Genomic DNA, 18,025 nt, shown 5'->3' on the forward strand with positions numbered 1-18,025 from the left:
GGCATGCTGCTGGCCCTTCTTCACCAAGCCCTTTCGCGGTTCCGTTCACTTCTGATTTGCCGCTTTTTCCTCCCGTTTTCGCATCCGTTTTTTTCCTTCACGGCATAAATGAAGAAGAGGACATGACGGACATTGCGGAGACTGCGCCTTGCAATGGTAGCGGCCGAAAAAAATCATTCGGTGGTGGGTGATCGACCATTCTTCTTTTGGAATGATTTTCATCAGCGTCTTCTCGACTTCCAAAACCGAGTCGTCCCAGCGGCAAAAGCCAAGCCGTTTGCTGACGCGCTCGACGTGTGTATCAACAGCGATGGCCGGCACGCCGAACGCAACGGACACAACGACGTTCGCCGTCTTCCGCCCGACGCCCGGCAGCTTCATCAACTCATCGCGGTCGCGCGGCACTTCGCCGTTGTACTTGTCAATCAACATCGCGCACAGCTTTTGAATGTTTCGCGCTTTGTTCCGATATAAGCCGATTGAGCGGATATCTTGCTCAAGCTCCTCAAGCGGCACCGCAATATAATCGTGCGGCGTCCGATATTTTTCAAACAGCCGTTTCGTCACCTTGTTGACGAGCGCATCGGTGCATTGCGCCGACAAAACAACCGCAATCAGCAGCTCAAACGGATTGCGGTGCAAAAGCTCGCAATGCGCATCCGGAAACATTTTTGCCATCTCATCCAAACAGTAGCGGATTTGTTGCTTTGTCAGCACCTCGTCTCCTCCTTATTGCCATATTGGCCCGAATAAAACGACGCCTTTTACCGGTTCGATTGGCCATTTTTGGACAAACAAAAACGAGAGACAGCGCCTCTCGTTACGAGTCGAGCCAATTGAAAAACGGGATCGTCTGTTTAAATTCTCCCGCCGTCTGTTTCGCCGAACGGGAGGACGGCTTGCGAAACTTTTTGCCGTAGTCGTGCGCCTGTTCAATCGTGCGAATTCCATTCTTTTTCCATTCAAACAAGATGCGATCGATGTAGCGGAAATTCAACTTCCCCGACAGCACCGCTTCGCGCAGCGCCGCTTTAATGATGGCCGGCTCATGGCCGTCTTGATCGATCCACATCGCAAGCGTTTCACACTCGAACGGGGAGAGCGGGCGGCCAAACTCCTGCTCAAAAACGGTGTATAAGCTCTCCTCTTCCTCCTGCCGGCCGAGTTCCCCCTGTTGAGCGGCTTGGGTGTACAAATGATGCACGAGCTTCTCCCAAAGCGGTTCAAGCGTATATTTTTCGTTGCGAATGCCTTGTTCATCCGTATGCTCTTCAATCGCGATCATCCCTTTTTGCAAGAGCCGACGCACCATATCCATGCATTCCGCTGCCGAGACCGTCATTCTTTCGGCCAGCTCGGCCGGCGTCGGAAACAAGACGCCTTCTTCGAAAAACGACTGCATATGCAAAAGCAAGACGAGCTCCCCCTCGCCCAACCCAAGCTGCTTGTAGTGGCCAAGCAGCAGCTTCGGGACGGCGATGCTTCCTTGCGCCAGCCATTCGGCCACCTTTTTCTTTTCCATGCCGATGCACCTCAACTATAGTATAACATGACGGCGGCGAAAAAACCCCCTTTTTGCAGGGGGTTTTTTACGGATAAAGCCGGTTGAGCAGCCGCGGGAACGGAATCGTCTCGCGCACATGTTCGACGCCGCAAATCCAAGCGACAGTGCGCTCCAAGCCGAGCCCGAACCCTGAATGCGGCACAGAACCGTATTTGCGCAAATCCAAATACCATTCATACGCTTCAAGCGGCAAATGGTGCTCTTCAAGGCGGCGCTTGAGCAACTCATAATCGTGAATCCGTTCCGAGCCGCCAATGATTTCCCCGTATCCTTCCGGCGCAATCAAATCGGCGCATAGCACAACGTCGGGGCGGTTGGGGTCCGGCTGCATATAAAACGGCTTCAAAGAGGCCGGATAGTGGGTGATGAACACCGGTTTGTCAAAACTTTCGGCGATGGCCGTCTCATGCAGCGCACCGAAGTCATCGCCCCACTCGATGTCGGTCAATCCTTTTTCATGAAGCAGCTTGATCGCCTCATCATACGTTAGGCGCGGAAACGGCGGTTTGACCAGCTCAAGCTTCGACACGTCGCGCCCGAGCCGCCCGAGTTCAAGCCGGCAGCGCTCGAGCACCGACTGCACAAGGTAGGAGACGTACTCTTCTTGCAGACGCAAATTGTCTTCAAACTCATAAAACGCCATTTCCGGCTCCACCATCCAAAACTCGATCAAATGGCGGCGTGTTTTCGATTTTTCGGCGCGGAACGTCGGGCCGAATGAGAACACTTTGCCGAGCGCCATCGCCGCCGCTTCCATGTAGAGCTGGCCGCTTTGCGACAAATAGGCATCCTCATCAAAATATTTCGTATGAAACAGTTCGGTCGTTCCTTCCGGTGCGCTGCCAGTCAAAATCGGGGCGTCGACTTTCACAAACCCGCGGTCGTTGAAAAACTCATACGTCGCCCGGATGATTTCGTTGCGAATTTTCATGATCGCGTGCTGGCGCCGCGACCGAAGCCAAAGGTGGCGATGGTCCATCAAAAATTCGACGCCATGCTCTTTCGGCGTAATCGGATAGTCAACTGCTTCTTGAATGACTTGCAAATCGGCAACCGACAGCTCGTAGCCAAATGGGGAGCGCTCGTCGATGCGCACCGTGCCCGTCACATAGAGCGACGTTTCTTGCGTCAATGTTTTTGCGCGTTGAAACACCTCTTCCGAGACGTTCGCCTTTTCGACGACGCCTTGAATAAAGCCAGTGCCGTCGCGCAGCTGCAAAAAGACGATTTTCCCGCTTGAGCGCTTGTTCGCCAGCCAAGCGCCGATCGTCACTTGTTGTCCTACGTATTGATTCACTTCCGCAATCGTCGTCGTTTTCACGCACTGATTCCCTCCAATAATCGACACGTCCATCATTCGCTATTATACCGTTCCGTCGGCGTCACGGCAACGACCAGCCAAAGCAGCGCAAAACGATGCTGCCCCCACCAATCGCCCTTCGGCGCAGCCGCCCGGAGCCAGCCGACAGACCGACGCGGAAAAAGCGGCTTTGCGCCAAACAAAGCCGCCCTTTTCTTTCCACTCTGACACCTTGGCGCAAAGCGCCTTAGGCCCGCGCCTCCATAAACCGGCGGATGCGTTCGATCGCTGTCTCGAGCGCCTCAAGCGAGGTCGCGTACGACAAGCGGACGTAATCCGGCGCCCCAAACCCAGAACCAGGCACGAGCGCGACTTTCGCTTCCTCCAACAAGGCGGCGACGAACTCGTCGACCGTGCGGCATCCAGCCATATCCGCCGCCTTTCGGGCGTTCGGGAACAAATAAAACGCTCCTTGCGGTTTGATGCAGGTGAAGCCTGGAATTTGCACAAGCTTGTCATAAATGATGTTGAGCCGTTCTTCAAACGCTTGGCGCATTTGTTCGACCGGCTCCTGCGGCCCGCTGTAGGCGGCAATGGCCGCATATTGAGCGATCGATGTCGGATTCGATGTGCTATGGCTTGCTAAATCGGTCATCGCTTGAATGATGTCTTTCGGTCCAGCCGCGTAGCCGATGCGCCACCCTGTCATCGAGTGCGATTTCGATACGCCGTTGATGATGATCGTCTGCTCCTTCAGCTCCGGCGACAGTTCGGCGATCGACACATGTTTCGCCCCGCCGTAAATCAATTTTTCATAAATTTCGTCCGAAACGATCAACACGCCATGCGCCAAGCATACTTCCCCGAGCGCTTTCAGCTCCTCGGCCGTATAAATCATGCCGGTCGGATTGCTCGGGGAGTTGATAATAACCGCCTTCGTCTTCGGGGTAATCGCCTGTTTCAGCTGATCCGGCGTCATTTTAAAGTCGTTTTCTTCCAGCCCTTCAACGTAAACCGGAACGCCGCCAGCCAGCTTCACTTGTTCCGGGTAGCTCACCCAATACGGCGTCGGAATGATGACCTCATCGCCTTCATCAAGCAGCACTTGAAAGAGCGTATAAAGCGCATGCTTCGCCCCGACACAGACGATGATTTCCGCCGGCTCGTACGAAAGCCCTTGATCACGGGCAAACTTTTTGATGATTTCCTCTTTCAGCGCCGGCAGCCCGCCTGATGGCGTATATTTCGTATGCCCTTCATTCATCGCCTTGATGGCCGCCGCGATAATGTGCTGGGGCGTGTTGAAATCCGGTTCGCCGGCCCCAAGGCCGATCACGTCGTATCCGGCCGCTTTCAGTTCCTTTGCTTTCGCCGTAATGGCCAATGTCGCCGATGGCGTCAGCGACGCCACCCGTTTTGCCAGTTTCATCGCTTCTTCCCCCTCACGTCCTCACTGTTGAAAACTGTACCTCTTCAGGAAGGCCCCATCCGCAAAGTGAAGGTAATAAAACGAATACCTTCCTTGCGCATCAATATATGTCAACTCCCAAAGAGGCACGCTTTTTTCCATGCCAAGCGTCGCATCGATGATGCGCCGCGGTCGGCGGTCGCGCTGCAAAATGGCGCGCGCTTCCGCCTCGCTGATGCCGCTGTCCACGCCCTTGACGACGACACTCCCCTTTTTTTCAGGCACCCAAACGACGACCGCTTTCCCTTGTTTTGTTCTTCCGATGAATACGGTGCACGCTTCGTCGCCATAATATGTATAGACTTTCTTCACATCAGCAAGCCCGGCGGCTTCCTTCGCCCGCGCCAATGCATGTTCCACCATCAGCCGTTTGGGCGCCATCGCCTCGTCATAAATCGACCATGCCTGCCAAATGAGGAATCCAAAAAAAAGCAGAGTGAACCAACCCCACTTTTTCATCGTGATCACGTCCGATAAATCGTAAAGATGGCCTGGCGCTTGTCGTTTTCATCCAAGGCAAGGCCAAACATCAAATTGTCGCGCTTTAGCGTTCGGTTCAAGCAGTCGACAATTTTGTACAAGTCGTCGGAGTGCTGAACTTTGACGGTAGCGAGCACTTCGATTTTGCTTTCCATTTTCGTCGTTTCCTCCTGTGCGGCGCAAATTTTGTTACTTATACACGCCGGCGGCTCCGGCAACAATACAAATACAGCGAAGGTGACATCAAAGGCGTGCTTCTTCGCACCTCTGCGGCCAAGCCGACAAAGCCAAACGGCAAGGCGCAAACTGTCATCGCAGTTGTGCTTCTTTCCTATTATAGCAGGTTTGTCCGATCATTTCATAACAAATTTGCCCGCCTACACCGTCAACGCCAATTTGCTTCTTTGCCCCCGCTTCATGCGGGGTTTTTTGCCGCCTGACACCTTTAGATTGCGCCGTTTCGTCCATCTTTATGAGAAATAAAGCCCGCTTTACGAAAGCCAAGTTTCCGCCTTGTCAAGCAGCTCAGAAAGCGCGCCTTCATGCACCGAAAGCGGCGGCAAGGAAGCGAGGAAATCCGCGCCGTACAGGGAAGACATCAGCCGCCGATCCAGCACAAATACGGCTCCTTTGTCGTCTTCAGTGCGAATGAGACGGCCAAACCCTTGCTTAAAACGAAGCACCGCCTCAGGAAGCGCCAGCTCGGAAAACGGATCGCCGCCTCCTAGGCGAATGCGCTCGCTTTTTGCCTCCATCACGGGATCGTCCGGGGGCGCAAACGGCAAGCGGGCGATGACAAGCACATCGAGCGCTGAACCTGGCAGATCGACCCCTTCCCAAAAGCTGCTCGTCCCAAACAACACCGCATGCTCAAACTGCAAAAACGTCCGCAAGAGCTTTGCCGGACTGCCGCTTTGCACCCCTTGAGCGATCAAAACAAACGGCTCGCCTTCTTCCTCCGTCTTCAACGCATCAACCGTCAGTTTCAACAGTTCATACGAAGGGAACAACACAAGCACCCGCCGTCCGAGGCGTCGGGCGATCGCAAGCACCGAAGCGGCGACCGCTTCGGCGTAATCTTCAAGCGGCACGGCAGAAACGAGCGGCATGTCCGCCGGCACGAAGAGCGCGGCCTGCTCCTCGTAACGAAACGGCGGCGGAAACGAGCGGCAAAGTGGATAAAAATCCTCAAGACCGAGACGCGCCGCCATATACGTGAACCGGCCGCGGACAGTGAGCGTCGCCGACGTCAAAACGACGCTCCGTTTTTTCATAAACAGTTGATCGGCGAAAAAGTCAGCAAGGTCAACCGGCTGCGAGTAAAGGCGGACAGCGTTCGCCGCCCCTTTTTCGTCCGCTTCGATCCACCGGACGACACCCGGCTCCTTTTCGGTCAGCAAACGCACAAGCGCAGCCATTTGCCGGTTGAGAGCCGCCAAATCAGCCGACAGCAAGGCGGATGGTGGGAAATCGCCACTCGTATCAGCGGATAGAAGCGGCTTCGCTTCAGCGGATAGCGCCGCCGCCAAATCGCGCAGGCGCCAGCATAACTCCACCGCCGCCTGCCACGCCCGGCTCTGTTCGTCCGTCGGCGAAAAGCGATAGCGGCAACGTCCAGCGCGAGCCGGCTTTTTGTCCAACGCATAGCGGCGCAACAGGCGGAACAGCTCGTCCCCTTCAAACTGCAGCTCCTCAAGGCGCTGCTGACAACGGACAAGAGCCCCATTCGGTGCGTCCTGTTCTGCTTCTTGCCATTTCGCGATCGTCTGCGCGATTTTGGCGGTCAGCAGGCGAAACGACACATAGCCAATCTGCTCGCCAAAACACCGGGCGGCGGCATCTTCAAGCCGATGCGCCTCATCGATGATCAGATGGCGAAACGGCGGCAAAAGCGACGCCGGGGCGGTCAAATCATGAAGCAAAAGCGCATGGTTGGTAATGACCACATCCGCCCGTTCGGAGCGCTCTTTCGCCCGGGCGAAAAAATGATGCCGCCCGCCGTCTTCCTCTTCGCCGATGGCAAGCGCGGACAATAGGAGACGGGCGCCGGATGACACATTCAATTCGTCCAAGTCGCCGCTGTCGGTCTCAAGCAGCCAAACGAGCACCTGGCATTTCAAGAGCGCCGCATCGTACGTGTCAGACGGCTCCGACAAAAACGAAGCGAACTTGTCAAGGGATAAGTAATTTTGCTTTCCTTTCAAAACGGCAACGCGGAGCGGAAACGGCGCGATTTGCCGCAATACCGGCCAATCGCGGCGAATGAGCTGCTCCTGCAGCTGGAGGGTATGCGTGCTGATGACGACCCGCTCTTGCTGCTCACAGGCAAAAAAAGCAGCGGGAATCAAATAGGCGAGCGATTTGCCAAGTCCAGTCCCTGCTTCAATGAGCGCGTGCTGGGACGTCGACAGCGCCTCATAAACGAGCCGCATCATCTCCCACTGCCCCGCGCGCCGCTTGTAGCCGGGAAGCGGAAGGGGCGGCTCCTGTTCGCAAAAGGCAGCGAACGAAGCCAAAGCGGGGCGCCGATCGCTCTCATCTGGCTCCGGCGCCGGTTGTTTCAACGCAATGCCGCGGTATACGGCGACAGCGCGGTCGGCCGGCGCCTTGTTCCGCTTTTTGGCGATGACCGCATCAAGGAGCAAGTAAATATCGCTTTTCAAGTGGCGGGCAAGACCGCGCAGTTGCTCAAGCGTCATAAGCGGCAGACGGGAGAGCCGCTTGAGCAAGGCAATGAACAGCTTGGCGGTCACTTCCGCATCGCTGTCCGCTTGATGCGGACGATTGTGGTGGAGGCCGAGCTGCCTCGCCAAATCGCCGAGCTTATAGCTTTCGGCAGTCGGCAACACGATGCGGGCGAGCTCGACCGTATCGATCGTCGGACCGGAAAACGGCGGCCAGCCAGCCCGTTCAAGCTCGGCCTGCAAAAACGGCAAATCAAAGTCGACGTTATGGGCGACAAAGTAAGCACCGTGCATCAAGGCGGCGATCTCGCCCGCCTTGTCAGCAAACAGCGGCGCTCCTTCGACCATCTGTTCGTTGATGTTCGTCAGCTGCTGAATGAACAGCGGAATGGGCCGTTCCGGGTTAAAAAAGCTGGCAAACCGTTCGACAATCAGGCCATCTTCGACGACCGCCATGCCGAGCTGGATGATCCGATCGCCTTTTTTCGGCCCATTTCCGGTTGTCTCCAAGTCAATGATGACAAAGCGCGTTGCCATAAACGATCACCTCAAAACGAAAAGGGGCGGAAAGCCCCTTTTTGCCCTCATAAAACCGTATGCGCCGGCTCTTCGGCGATGAGCTGCACAATCCGGTTGTTTTCGTCCATAATCGCGATTTTCGGTCGATGGGCGGCGATTTTTTCCTCTGGAACGAGCACATATGAGATGACGATAATAACGTCCCCTTTTTGCACAAGGCGGGCGGCGGCGCCGTTTAGGCAAAAGACGCCGCTGCCGCGCTCGCCGGGGATGACGTATGTTTCAAAACGGGCTCCATTATTATTGTTCACTACCTGTACTTTTTCATTAGCCACAATGCCGACGGCATCCAAAATATCTTCATCGATCGTAATGCTGCCGACGTAATCGAGATTGGCCTCTGTTACACGAGCGCGGTGAATTTTGGCGTTCATGAGCGTGCGAAACATGCTTGCTCCCCCTTTCCATCCCCTTGTTCGCCGGTTTTGGGCAACTCAATCATGATATTGTCGATCAACCGGGCGCTCGCAAATCGGACGGCGACAGCGATCAGCACTGTCCCGGCGAGCGTCTCAAGCGGCGTCAAATCCGGATATGAACATACTTCGACATAATCGATCTCAGCGTGCGTATGCGCTTCAATATGCTCTCTAACCATCCGGCGGATGGCCGCTGCGCTCCGCTCTCCTCGTTCGACGGCGGAAGCGGCCGCTTGAAGCGCTGCATACAGCGCCGGCGCCTCACTCCGTTCTTGCGGCGACAAATAGACGTTGCGCGAGCTTTTCGCCAGCCCGTCCGCCTCGCGGACCGTCGGCACCGGCACGAGCTCGATCGGAAAATTGAGATCGCGGATCAAGCCGTCGACGACCGCCACCTGTTGGGCATCTTTCATCCCAAAGTACGCGCGGTCGGGCATAACAATGTTGAACAGCTTAATGAGCACCGTCGCCACGCCGTCAAAATGGCCGGGGCGCGACCGTCCGCACAGCACGTCGGCGCGCGCTTGAACGATCGCTCGTACGGTAAGCGGCTCCGGATACATCTCGTCCGCTTCCGGATGGAACAAGACGTCGACTCCATGCTGTTCGGCGATGCGCCGGTCGCGCTCGAAATCGCGCGGATAGCGGGCAAAGTCTTCGTTCGGTCCGAACTGAAGCGGGTTGACGAAAACGCTTAGGACGACGATGTCGTTTTCCGCGCGCGCCCGATCGATGAGGGAGGTATGCCCTTCATGCAAATAGCCCATCGTCGGAACGAACCCGATCGTCTTTCCTTCACGGCGATATTGGCGCATGAGCGCCTGCATCGCTGCAATCTGATCCATCACGATCATCCTTGCTTTCCTCCGTAAAGCGCCACCCATTCTTCTTCCTTCATCGTAAACGTGTGCGCCGGCTCCGGGAACTGGCGCAGTTTGACATCAGCGACGTAGTTGGCTAACGCCTCGACGATCGTCTCTTGGATGGACGCGTATTGTTTCACAAACTTCGGCACGCGGGTGACACCGTAGCCAAGCAAATCGTGATACACGAGCACTTGACCGTCGACTTCCGCCCCAGCGCCGATGCCGATGACGGGAATGGTGAGTTCCCGGGCCATGGCCGCCCCGAGCTGCTTCGGAACACACTCTAAGACAAGGGCGATCGCTCCCGCCTGCTCGCATTGTTTCGCATCATCGAGCAGCTTTTTCGCACTTTCGGCATCTTTGCCTTGCACTTTATAGCCGCCAAGAACGCCGACCGATTGCGGCGTCAACCCGAGATGGGCAACGACCGGCACGCCGGCTTTCGTCAGCGCGGCAATCATGTCGACGACTTCATCCGCCCCTTCGACTTTAACGGCGTTCGCCCCTGACTCTTGCATGATGCGGCGGGCGTTTTGCAGCGCCTCTTCTTTGGACGCATGGTACGACATAAACGGCATATCGGTGACAATAAACGTGTTCGGCGCACCGCGGCGAACCGCCTTCGTATGGTGGATCATATCATCGACCGTCACCGGGATCGTTGAATCATACCCGAGCACAACCATGCCGAGCGAATCGCCGACCAAAATCATGTCGACGCCGGCTTGCTCGGCAAGCTTCGCGGACGGAAAATCGTAGGCGGTCACCATCACGATCGGCTCGCCCGCCTGCTTCATGTGGAAAAAATCGGTTTTCGCTTTCATTTTCGTTCCCTCCTCTTTGACTGCAGAGGAGATGAACCGCCCGAAACAAAACGTCCTTCTTTCCCGCCTTGAGAAAGAAGGACGCCATAAAACCGCCGTCGGTTTCGTTCATCCCTCTGTCCTAGTCCTTCAAAAAAGGATCAAGGCAGATCATTTCCTTCACCTATTCGTGCTGTCGGCCTCGGTGCAGTTCTTCTTGCGAAAGATACTGCCCTTTTCCTCGCTTTGTATTTTAACAAAATTGTTACAATTTTTCTAGTGGCAAATTAGAACTGAATATCGGCAGAATGGATGTAATGGATGTTCTTTTGCTCATCTTCAAGGATGAGCAGCCCGTCGTCAGTGATGCCGCGGGCGATGCCGCGAATCACGCCGTTCAGCGTTCTCGCTGTCACCGGCTTGCCGATCGAAACGGCGTACCCTTCCCAAAGAAGCTTAATCGGACGGAAGCCATGCGCCAAATATTGCTCATACAGCCGCTCAAGCCGGAACAAAATTTCTTGAATGAGCGGGGCGCGCTTTACGGGCCCGCCCTTTTCAATGGCCAGCGATGTCGCGATGGCCCGGATATCCTCCGGAAACTGCTCGATCGTTTGGTTGACGTTGATGCCGATGCCGATGATGACCGAATGGACGCGGTCAGGGTCGGCTTGCAGCTCCGTTAAAATGCCGACGCACTTTCTGCCGTCAAGCAAAATGTCATTCGGCCATTTAATGTCTGGGACAAGCCCGGTCACTTCCTGAATCGCCTGGCTGACGGCCACCGCGGCAAGCAGTGTCAGCTGCGGCGCCCGCTGCGGCGGGATGGCCGGCCGCAAAATGAGGCTCATCCAAATGCCCGTCCCTTTTGGGGAAAACCATTTCCGATCCAAACGCCCGCGCCCAGCCTTTTGCTCTTCCGCGACGACGAGCGTTCCTTCCGGCGCCCCTTCATACGCGAGCCTTGCCGCAATGCGCTGCGTCGAATCGACTTCGTCAAAAAAGTGGATCGTGTGGCCAAGTTTTTCCGTTTTTAAGCCGAGCTGGATTTCGTTGGCCGTCACTTTATCCGGCGTGCTGATAATCCGGTAGCCAAGGCGGCGCACTGCTTCGAGTTCAAATCCTTCTTTGCGCAGCTCCTCGATATGCTTCCATACCGCCGCCCGCGAACAGCCGAGCTGTTCGCTGATTTTTTGCCCGGACAAAAACTCGCCGTTCGCTTCGGCAAACAACTCTAACAGTTTTTTTCGTGTGTCCGATTGCGCTCCATGAGCCATGCGTAAATCCGCTCCTTCTCATTTTCGACTTCGCTGCTGACGACCGCCCGCCAGATGGCATCCAGCGTCTCTTTCACCCACGGACCGGCCGGTTTTCCAGCCCAGCGAATGACGTCTTTCCCGTTGACGGCAAGCTCCCCTTTCGTTTTGATCGGCAGCGCCGCAAAGCGGCGGCGGAGCTCCTCATGATGAGGTTCAGACGGCGCGCCGCAAAGCGCGGCGCGCACCGCTTCAACCGATAGCGCTCGCTCGAGGCCGGCCAAAAACAACTGTTCGTTCGTCCACGCCTCCGGCCTAGGGACATCATCGAGCGCCGCCAAAATGGCGCCAGCTTCATCGATTACTTTGTTGGGAAGCTTCCAGGCGCGCAAAAACGGACGAATGTCTTTGACATCAAGCGCGCGGCAAAGAAGCGCCCAGCGCTCTTCGCGCTTTGTAAGCCACGGCCAGCGAAAGGCGGCGGCCGAGCGCAGCAGCTGCTCTTTTTCGGCCAGCCCAGGCAAATAAGCGAACAGCCCGGTATCGGCCAACAGCGGCAGCGCTTCGGCAACGAACGGACCGGCGAGCAGTTTTTCCATTTCCATGGTCATCCGTTCGACAGAAATGTGGGCCATAAGCGGTGCGTTTTGGACGATCGCCCGCTTCGTGTCCTCAGCAAGGGCAAATCCAAGTTGGCTGACGAAGCGAACAGCCCGCATCATGCGGAGCGCATCTTCGCGAAACCGTTCGTCCGCCGCCCCGACCGTGCAAATGAGCCGCCGCTCGATCGCCTCTTGTCCGCCAAACGGATCAATGATCGTTCCGCGTTCATCCATGGCGATGGCGTTCATCGTGAAATCGCGGCGCTTTAAGTCTTCCTCAAGCGAACGAACGAACGTCACCGACTCCGGACGGCGATGGTCTTCATAATCGCCGTCCGTGCGGAATGTCGTCACTTCGTACGCCGTTCCTTCATGCACGACGACGACCGTGCCGTGTTTCGAACCGACGTCGATCGTTTTCGGAAACAAGCGCATCACTTCTTCCGGCAGAGCGCTTGTCGCGATATCGACGTCGCCGATCGCACGCCCGATCAACAAGTCGCGCACCGCGCCGCCGACAAAATACGCCTCATAGCCATGCCGCTTCAATTGTCGGATAATGCCGAGCGCCTGTTCAAACGGCGGTTTCATCGTTTCACCTTCCTTGCCGCAAGCGAAGCGTACAGCTGTTCATACTGGCCGACGATGTCGGCCGAGCGGAACTTGCGCTCGACCGTTTGCACCGCCTGTCTTGCCATCTCAGCGTGCAACCGGCAGTCTGTCAACAGCGCCATCGCCTGTCTTGCCGCCTCTTTGACATCGCCAAGCGGGCATAAAAACCCGGTTTTCCCATCCTCAATCACTTCCGGAATCCCGCCGATGGCCGTGCCGATGCACGGAACGCCGCACGCCATCGCTTCAAGCAATACGAGCCCGAAGCTTTCTTTTTCCGACAAAAGCATCATCACATCACTGATCGAATACAGCTCTTCGAGTTTATCCTGTTTTCCTAAAAAGCGGACATCATCTTGCAGCCCAAGCTCTTTCACAAGCCGGCAGACGACGGTCATTTCCGGACCGTCGCCGACAAGCAAGAGCTTGGCTGGCACGTGCCGGCGCACGATGGCAAACGCTCTCACTACATCAGGCACACGCTTCACTTTCCGGAAATTCGAGACATGGATCACAACTCGTTCATCGTCGCGAATGCCGTACTCGCGCCGTAAATGGCCCGCTTCCCGGCGACGGTAGACGCGTTCATCGACAAAATTGTAGACGGTATGGATCGTCGCTTGCACATCGAGCAGTTCATACGTCTGCCGGGCAAGGGCGTCAGACACCGCCGTAACGATATCCGACTGCTCGATGCCAAATTTGATCATATCGGAAAGCGACGGATCATAGCCTAACACGGTGATATCCGTGCCGTGCAGCGTCGTGATGATCGGCAGCTCGCCGACCATTTGCCGCGCCAACACCGCACAGACGGCATGAGGAACGGCGTAATGGGCATGAAGCACATCGAGCCGTTCCCGCTTTGCCACCTCAGCAATTTTGCTTGCCAATGCCAAATCGTACGGCGGGTATTGAAAGACGGAATATTGGTTGACACTGACTTCATGATAATAAATGTTGCCGTACACTTTATTCAAACGAAACGGCATGCTCGATGAGATAAAGTGAATCTCATGCCCCCGCTCCGCCAGCAGCTTGCCAAGCTCAGTGGCGACCACTCCGGAGCCCCCGACCGTCGGATAGCAAACAATCCCGATTTTCAGCTTCATCGCTCCTCCTCAAACAAATTGGAAAGATGAATCGGCGTTTTCGTCAAAAACCCTTCCGCATACGCCGCGCCGATTTGTTGACCGAACCAGCGCTCGCGGCTTTCAATCATCTCGATGTAGCCGTTGGTCAGCGGGGTGTCAACCGAGCCAGGCCGTTTTTGAAACTGGCTTTCGTACGCGCGCAGGCTGTCCAGCTTGTCATCGATCGTTTCGCTAATATCGATGAGAAAATGCGGGCGGCAAAAGGCATTGATCATATAATAATACACCGCCCGAACGCGGTGCGCATCGCCAAGCTCTCCGGCGCCATAGCGGCGGATGCCGGCGGAAAAGACCGCTTCCTCGACAAGGCGGGCGCATCGCCCGTGATCCGGATGTCGATCTTCCCAATAGGGGGCGAATACAAGGCGCGGCCGGCAGCGGCGGATGACCGCTGTGATCTGGCGGATCGCCTCTTCCTCGACATAAAGGCCGCGGTCAGGCAGCCCAAGATTGAACCGCTCGGATACACCGAGCCGGCGGGCCGCCTCGGCCGCCTCTCTCTGCCGCTCGTCGACCGTGCCGTTGGACGACAGCTCGGCTTGCGTCAAGTCGCAAATGACAATACGGTACCCACGGCGTACGTATTTGGCGATCGTCCCTCCCATGCCGATTTCGACATCATCCGGATGGGCGCCGAACGCCAACAAGTCACACGTTTCCATCATCGCTGTCACCTTTCTGTTTTCGATTCCTCCCCGCCTTTTGTTCGGCCGCGCACAATGCTGCGCCATGCCAAATCGCCGCGCTCCAACGCGCGGATGAGCAGCTCGGCCGTGCCGATGTTCGTCGCCAACGGCACGGCATAGACGTCGCAAAGCCGCATCAATGCGCTGATGTCCGGCTCATGCGGCTGGGCGGTGAGCGGATCGCGGAAAAAAATGACCAGATCCATTTCATTGCGGGCGATCATCGCCCCGATTTCTTGGTCGCCTCCGTACGGCCCCGATTGGAAGCGATGAACGGGAAGACCGGTCGCCTCCTGGATGCGCAAGCCGGTCGTGCCGGTGGCGTACAATTCATGGTTTGCAAGCACAGGCGCATAGGCGGTCGCAAATGCGGCCATCTCTGCCTTTTTTTGGTCATGGGCAATTAACGCGATTTTCATTCCATTCTCCCCCGTTTGCGCAGTTTGCACACTATTCCAAAATATGCTCCAGCCCATAGACAAGCGTATGTAAATGCATCACCGTTTCCACTGCCAGCTTCACCCCGGACATAAACGAGCGGCGGTCGAACGAATCGTGGCGGATCGTCAACGTCTGGCCGTTGCCGCCGAAAATCACTTCTTGATGAGCGACAAAGCCCGGCAGACGGACGCTGTGGATCGGGATGCCGTCGTAAGCGGCGCCGCGCGCGCCAGCAAGCGTTTCCTTTTCGTTCGGGTGGCCTTGCTTTTTCGACGGTCGCACTTCGGCAATGAGCTGCGCCGTCTTCAACGCCGTTCCGGACGGTGCGTCAAGCTTTTGATCATGGTGCAATTCAATGATTTCCACATCAGTGAAATATTTGGCCGCCATGCGGGCGAATTTCATCATCAACACCGCTCCGACGGCAAAGTTCGGCGCGATGATGGCGCCGATTTCTTTCTCTTCCGCCAGCTTGGTGAGCCGCTCGATATCTTCCGGCGTAAATCCAGTCGTGCCGACGACCGGACGAACGCCGTAACGCAGCGCCAGCTCGGTGTGCCGCTTTCCGGCTTCCGGCGTTGTCAAATCGATCAATACATCCGGCTTCACCTCCGCAAAACAGCGGGCCGCATCGGTGTAAATCGGGGCGTTGACGCCGGAAAATCGGTCGATCTCCGCTAAATTTTGTCCATCGTAACGGCGGTCGATGACCGCAGCCAGTTCAAAGTGATCGGTTTGCTGCACGAGCGCAACCGCTTCTCGGCCCATGCGGCCGCGCGGCCCCGCGATGACAATGCGAATCGTCATGATCCTTCCTCCTTCCGCGTCCAGCGGTCGCGGTCGCGGGTGCGAAACTTGTCCATCACCCGGTCGTGCGCCGCCTGCAAATCAATGCCGAGCGAATTGGCGAAGCAAATGAGCACAAACAGCAAATCGCCCAGCTCTTCTTCCACCGTTTTTTCTTGTTCGGTCGCCTTTTTCGGTTTTTCCCCGTAGTAATGGTTCACCTCGCGCGCCAGCTCGCCGAGCTCTTCCGTCAGCCGCGCCAGCATGGCGAGCGGGCTGAAATAGCCTTCTTTGAATTGACTGATATAGTCATCCACTTCCTGTTGCATTTGTTTCATCGTTTTCTCCTGCATGGCTTGTCACCTCGTCTGTTTTCATGTTAGCGAAAAGCGGCGCATTTGACAAATGTTTTCGCCCGCTGTCAATTCCGTCCGTTTTCGCTCGTCATTGCCTATATGGACAAGTTCCTCTATAATTAAGGGCGCCGACTATTTTTGCGGACGGAGGGACGGTATGATTTTTGGACTAAAGATCAAAAACTGCCTGTTTATTTTGCTTGGCGCCGCCATTTTCGCCTTCGGGCTCGTTCATTTCAACATGCAAAACAATTTGGCGGAAGGCGGGTTTACCGGCATTACGCTTCTTCTTTATTTTTTGTTCGGACTGGATCCAGCGATCACCAACTTGGCGCTCAACATTCCGCTCTTTTTCATCGGCTGGAAGCTGCTCGGCCGCCAGACGTTTCTCTATACCGTCATCGGCACGGTCGCCGTTTCCGTCTTTTTGTCCATCTTTCAACGCTACATGATTCATATGCCGCTTCGACATGACATGACGCTCGCCGCCTTGTTTGCCGGCGTCTTTATCGGCGTCGGCCTCGGCATTATTTTCCGCTACGGCGGCACAACCGGAGGCGTCGATATTATCGCCCGCCTCGTCCATAAATATAAAGGCATCAGCATGGGCAAAACGATGTTTGCCTTTGACGCCACCGTCATCACGTTGTCGCTTCTTCTTTACCTGTCATACCGCGAGGCGATGTATACGTTGGTCGCCGTCTTTATCGCCGCCCGGGTCATTGATTTTCTGCAGGAAGGCGGCTATGCGGCAAAAGGGGCGACCATCATCTCAGAAAAAAGCGAAGAGATCGCCAACCGGATCTTGACAGAGATGGAGCGCGGCGTCACCGTGCTGAAAGGGCGCGGCTCATATACGAAGCGCGACCGCGACGTCTTGTATTGCGTCGTCGCCAAAAACGAACTGCCGCGCTTAAAAAGTGTCATTATATCCGTTGATCCGCATGCGTTCGTCGCCGTCACCGATGTGCATGATGTGCTCGGCGAAGGGTTTACGCTCGATGAACAAAAGCGGCCGCTGGAACCATGAAAAGCCGCTGGCGCGAAAGCCCAACCGGGACAAGCCCGGCAAGCGCCGCTTGAAAGTGCCGGGGCGGTGCTTGCACAAAGCGACGGGAAAACAAAAAAGAGGGGGAAATGTTTCCCCCTCGCAAAAAGCGCCGGTGCTTAGTCTTCCGGCTGCCGCGCCCGCTTCTCTTCCTTTTCTCCTTTGTACTTCCGCCAGCCAACGTACGTCAGCGTCAACACGATCACTCCGCCAGTGGAAATCATCACCCAAATCAGCGACGGATCAGCTTCGTCCTTTTTCACCCCGGCAAACAGCGCTTCAAGATCTTGACGCGCATCGGCGAGTTGCTCACGCTGCTCGTCTTCGCCGCGTTGCCAAAACGCGGCGGCCTGCAACGCCTCAAGATCGTCATCGACCTTTGTCGCGATATCCGGCGGCACGTCGATTTTCACACTCGGCTCGATCAATGTATAGCGGTCAAGCAACTGGCGGAGGGCAGCGGCATACGCTTTCTGCTCGCCTTGTTGTGCCGCCTTTTCGACCGCGGCAAACGCCTCCATGACAGCCGGCTCCATCTCCGTCCAAAGCGGCTGGTATGTCGAATGGATGGCGTCAACAACAAGGCGAAACTGGGTGATCGCCGCCACTTTGTCTTCCGCGGAGATCGGCGCCGTCATCGCCTTGACTGCCTGCTCATGCGTCACGGTCACCGCCCGCAATTCATCGGCCGATTTCAACCGTTCTTTTGCCCCAAGGGCGAAAAACCGCTTGGAAAAATAGCGGAGCACTTCTTTTGCTTCGGCAAAACGACCGTTTTTCGCCAATTGCAGCGCCTCGTCGGAAATATCGTCCAACTGCTCCCAACCGTTTGTTTGTCCAGCCGCGCCAATGGGCGCTGGCCATAAAAAGGCGAGCGACAACAACATGGCTAGCCCGATTCGCTTCATCATCGTCCCTCCC

Annotated in this window: 20 protein-coding genes; 1 reads left to right on the top strand and 19 read right to left on the bottom strand. The window is 56.2% G+C overall.

Annotation, left to right across the window (positions count from 1 at the left end):
* Positions 1–45: 45 nt before the first annotated feature.
* The 18 genes from nth to JCR24_RS08450 form a co-directional block, all read right to left on the bottom strand.
* The gene (gene nth / locus JCR24_RS08365; protein WP_014196182.1) at positions 46–717 is read right to left on the bottom strand and encodes an endonuclease III; all 672 of its coding nucleotides are present in this window, start codon (positions 715–717) and stop codon (positions 46–48) included.
* Positions 718–820: 103 nt separating this feature from the next.
* The gene (locus JCR24_RS08370) at positions 821–1,522 is read right to left on the bottom strand and encodes a DnaD domain-containing protein (protein ID WP_014196183.1); all 702 of its coding nucleotides are present in this window, start codon (positions 1,520–1,522) and stop codon (positions 821–823) included.
* 67 nt (positions 1,523–1,589) lie between these two features.
* Positions 1,590–2,885 carry an asparagine--tRNA ligase gene (gene asnS / locus JCR24_RS08375; RefSeq protein WP_238980459.1) on the bottom strand — a complete coding sequence of 432 codons (1,296 nt, stop codon included), beginning with the start codon at positions 2,883–2,885 and terminating at the stop codon, positions 1,590–1,592.
* A 61-nt stretch (positions 2,886–2,946) separates the two neighbouring features.
* Positions 2,947–3,087 carry a hypothetical protein gene (locus JCR24_RS08380; protein WP_020278327.1) on the bottom strand — a complete coding sequence of 47 codons (141 nt, stop codon included), beginning with the start codon at positions 3,085–3,087 and terminating at the stop codon, positions 2,947–2,949.
* Between the two features lie 24 nt (positions 3,088–3,111).
* Positions 3,112–4,293 carry a pyridoxal phosphate-dependent aminotransferase gene (locus JCR24_RS08385; RefSeq protein WP_042380298.1) on the bottom strand — a complete coding sequence of 394 codons (1,182 nt, stop codon included), beginning with the start codon at positions 4,291–4,293 and terminating at the stop codon, positions 3,112–3,114.
* A gap of 21 nt (positions 4,294–4,314) precedes the next feature.
* The gene (locus tag JCR24_RS08390; protein ID WP_069304381.1) at positions 4,315–4,791 is read right to left on the bottom strand and encodes a cell wall elongation regulator TseB-like domain-containing protein; all 477 of its coding nucleotides are present in this window, start codon (positions 4,789–4,791) and stop codon (positions 4,315–4,317) included.
* 5 nt (positions 4,792–4,796) lie between these two features.
* On the bottom strand, positions 4,797–4,967 hold the full coding sequence (locus tag JCR24_RS08395; protein WP_011231659.1) for a YpmA family protein: 171 nt from the start codon (positions 4,965–4,967) through the stop codon (positions 4,797–4,799).
* A 336-nt stretch (positions 4,968–5,303) separates the two neighbouring features.
* Positions 5,304–8,033 (bottom strand): ATP-dependent DNA helicase DinG, encoded by a 2,730-nt coding sequence (gene dinG, locus JCR24_RS08400; protein WP_238980460.1) that lies wholly within the window; start codon positions 8,031–8,033, stop codon positions 5,304–5,306.
* Between the two features lie 47 nt (positions 8,034–8,080).
* Positions 8,081–8,464: an aspartate 1-decarboxylase gene (panD, locus tag JCR24_RS08405; RefSeq protein WP_013144919.1), complete on the bottom strand. Its 384-nt coding sequence runs from the start codon at positions 8,462–8,464 to the stop codon at positions 8,081–8,083.
* On the bottom strand, positions 8,446–9,348 hold the full coding sequence (gene panC, locus JCR24_RS08410) for a pantoate--beta-alanine ligase (protein WP_014196191.1): 903 nt from the start codon (positions 9,346–9,348) through the stop codon (positions 8,446–8,448). Before panC ends, panD begins: the two co-directional genes overlap by 19 nt.
* Entirely contained in the window at positions 9,345–10,184 is an 840-nt protein-coding gene (panB, locus tag JCR24_RS08415; protein ID WP_011231664.1) for a 3-methyl-2-oxobutanoate hydroxymethyltransferase, read from the bottom strand. The genes panC and panB overlap by 4 nt, the downstream gene beginning before the upstream one ends.
* A 266-nt stretch (positions 10,185–10,450) precedes the next feature.
* A complete protein-coding gene (locus JCR24_RS08420; RefSeq protein ID WP_014196192.1) occupies positions 10,451–11,440 on the bottom strand; it encodes a bifunctional biotin--[acetyl-CoA-carboxylase] synthetase/biotin operon repressor in 990 nt (329 codons plus the stop codon).
* Positions 11,398–12,612 (bottom strand): CCA tRNA nucleotidyltransferase, encoded by a 1,215-nt coding sequence (locus tag JCR24_RS08425; RefSeq protein WP_014196193.1) that lies wholly within the window; start codon positions 12,610–12,612, stop codon positions 11,398–11,400. The genes JCR24_RS08420 and JCR24_RS08425 overlap by 43 nt, the downstream gene beginning before the upstream one ends.
* Complete coding sequence (bshA, locus tag JCR24_RS08430) at positions 12,609–13,745, bottom strand: N-acetyl-alpha-D-glucosaminyl L-malate synthase BshA (protein WP_011231667.1); 1,137 nt, start codon at positions 13,743–13,745, stop codon at positions 12,609–12,611. Before bshA ends, JCR24_RS08425 begins: the two co-directional genes overlap by 4 nt.
* Entirely contained in the window at positions 13,742–14,452 is a 711-nt protein-coding gene (bshB1, locus tag JCR24_RS08435; protein WP_014196194.1) for a bacillithiol biosynthesis deacetylase BshB1, read from the bottom strand. The genes bshA and bshB1 overlap by 4 nt, the downstream gene beginning before the upstream one ends.
* Positions 14,453–14,457: 5 nt before the next feature.
* Complete coding sequence (locus JCR24_RS08440) at positions 14,458–14,892, bottom strand: methylglyoxal synthase (protein ID WP_238980461.1); 435 nt, start codon at positions 14,890–14,892, stop codon at positions 14,458–14,460.
* A 31-nt stretch (positions 14,893–14,923) separates the two neighbouring features.
* Positions 14,924–15,721, bottom strand: coding sequence for a 4-hydroxy-tetrahydrodipicolinate reductase (gene dapB, locus JCR24_RS08445; RefSeq protein ID WP_014196195.1), 798 nt, complete (start codon positions 15,719–15,721; stop codon positions 14,924–14,926).
* Positions 15,718–16,053 (bottom strand): nucleotide pyrophosphohydrolase, encoded by a 336-nt coding sequence (locus JCR24_RS08450; protein WP_011231671.1) that lies wholly within the window; start codon positions 16,051–16,053, stop codon positions 15,718–15,720. Before JCR24_RS08450 ends, dapB begins: the two co-directional genes overlap by 4 nt.
* A gap of 160 nt (positions 16,054–16,213) precedes the next feature.
* Between JCR24_RS08450 and JCR24_RS08455 the strand changes: the two genes are divergently transcribed.
* Positions 16,214–17,086 (top strand): YitT family protein, encoded by an 873-nt coding sequence (locus JCR24_RS08455; protein WP_011231672.1) that lies wholly within the window; start codon positions 16,214–16,216, stop codon positions 17,084–17,086.
* A gap of 137 nt (positions 17,087–17,223) precedes the next feature.
* On the opposite strand, the gene ypjB is transcribed toward JCR24_RS08455, so the two are convergent.
* Complete coding sequence (ypjB, locus tag JCR24_RS08460; RefSeq protein WP_015375261.1) at positions 17,224–18,012, bottom strand: sporulation protein YpjB; 789 nt, start codon at positions 18,010–18,012, stop codon at positions 17,224–17,226.
* Positions 18,013–18,025: the final 13 nt, after the last annotated feature.

This window comes from Geobacillus sp. YHL (genome assembly GCF_022341265.1).
In the GTDB taxonomy this organism is placed as follows: Bacteria; Bacillota; Bacilli; order Bacillales; family Anoxybacillaceae; genus Geobacillus; species Geobacillus thermoleovorans.

Bases quoted from the DNA above. Each gene is read 5' to 3' on its own strand.
- JCR24_RS08370 (WP_014196183.1), bottom strand. From the start codon at position 1,522: ATGGAAAAGAAAAAGGTGGCCGAATGGCTGGCGCAAGGAAGCATCGCC.
- JCR24_RS08385 (WP_042380298.1), bottom strand. From the start codon at position 4,293: ATGAAACTGGCAAAACGGGTGGCGTCGCTGACGCCATCGGCGACATTG.
- JCR24_RS08390 (WP_069304381.1), bottom strand. From the start codon at position 4,791: ATGAAAAAGTGGGGTTGGTTCACTCTGCTTTTTTTTGGATTCCTCATT.
- JCR24_RS08395 (WP_011231659.1), bottom strand. From the start codon at position 4,967: ATGGAAAGCAAAATCGAAGTGCTCGCTACCGTCAAAGTTCAGCACTCC.
- dinG (WP_238980460.1), bottom strand. From the start codon at position 8,033: ATGGCAACGCGCTTTGTCATCATTGACTTGGAGACAACCGGAAATGGG.
- panD (WP_013144919.1), bottom strand. From the start codon at position 8,464: ATGTTTCGCACGCTCATGAACGCCAAAATTCACCGCGCTCGTGTAACA.
- panC (WP_014196191.1), bottom strand. From the start codon at position 9,348: ATGATCGTGATGGATCAGATTGCAGCGATGCAGGCGCTCATGCGCCAA.
- panB (WP_011231664.1), bottom strand. From the start codon at position 10,184: ATGAAAGCGAAAACCGATTTTTTCCACATGAAGCAGGCGGGCGAGCCG.
- JCR24_RS08420 (WP_014196192.1), bottom strand. From the start codon at position 11,440: ATGGCTCATGGAGCGCAATCGGACACACGAAAAAAACTGTTAGAGTTG.
- JCR24_RS08425 (WP_014196193.1), bottom strand. From the start codon at position 12,612: ATGAAACCGCCGTTTGAACAGGCGCTCGGCATTATCCGACAATTGAAG.
- bshA (WP_011231667.1), bottom strand. From the start codon at position 13,745: ATGAAGCTGAAAATCGGGATTGTTTGCTATCCGACGGTCGGGGGCTCC.
- bshB1 (WP_014196194.1), bottom strand. From the start codon at position 14,452: ATGATGGAAACGTGTGACTTGTTGGCGTTCGGCGCCCATCCGGATGAT.
- JCR24_RS08440 (WP_238980461.1), bottom strand. From the start codon at position 14,892: ATGAAAATCGCGTTAATTGCCCATGACCAAAAAAAGGCAGAGATGGCC.
- dapB (WP_014196195.1), bottom strand. From the start codon at position 15,721: ATGACGATTCGCATTGTCATCGCGGGGCCGCGCGGCCGCATGGGCCGA.
- JCR24_RS08450 (WP_011231671.1), bottom strand. From the start codon at position 16,053: ATGCAGGAGAAAACGATGAAACAAATGCAACAGGAAGTGGATGACTAT.
- JCR24_RS08455 (WP_011231672.1), top strand. From the start codon at position 16,214: ATGATTTTTGGACTAAAGATCAAAAACTGCCTGTTTATTTTGCTTGGC.
- ypjB (WP_015375261.1), bottom strand. From the start codon at position 18,012: ATGAAGCGAATCGGGCTAGCCATGTTGTTGTCGCTCGCCTTTTTATGG.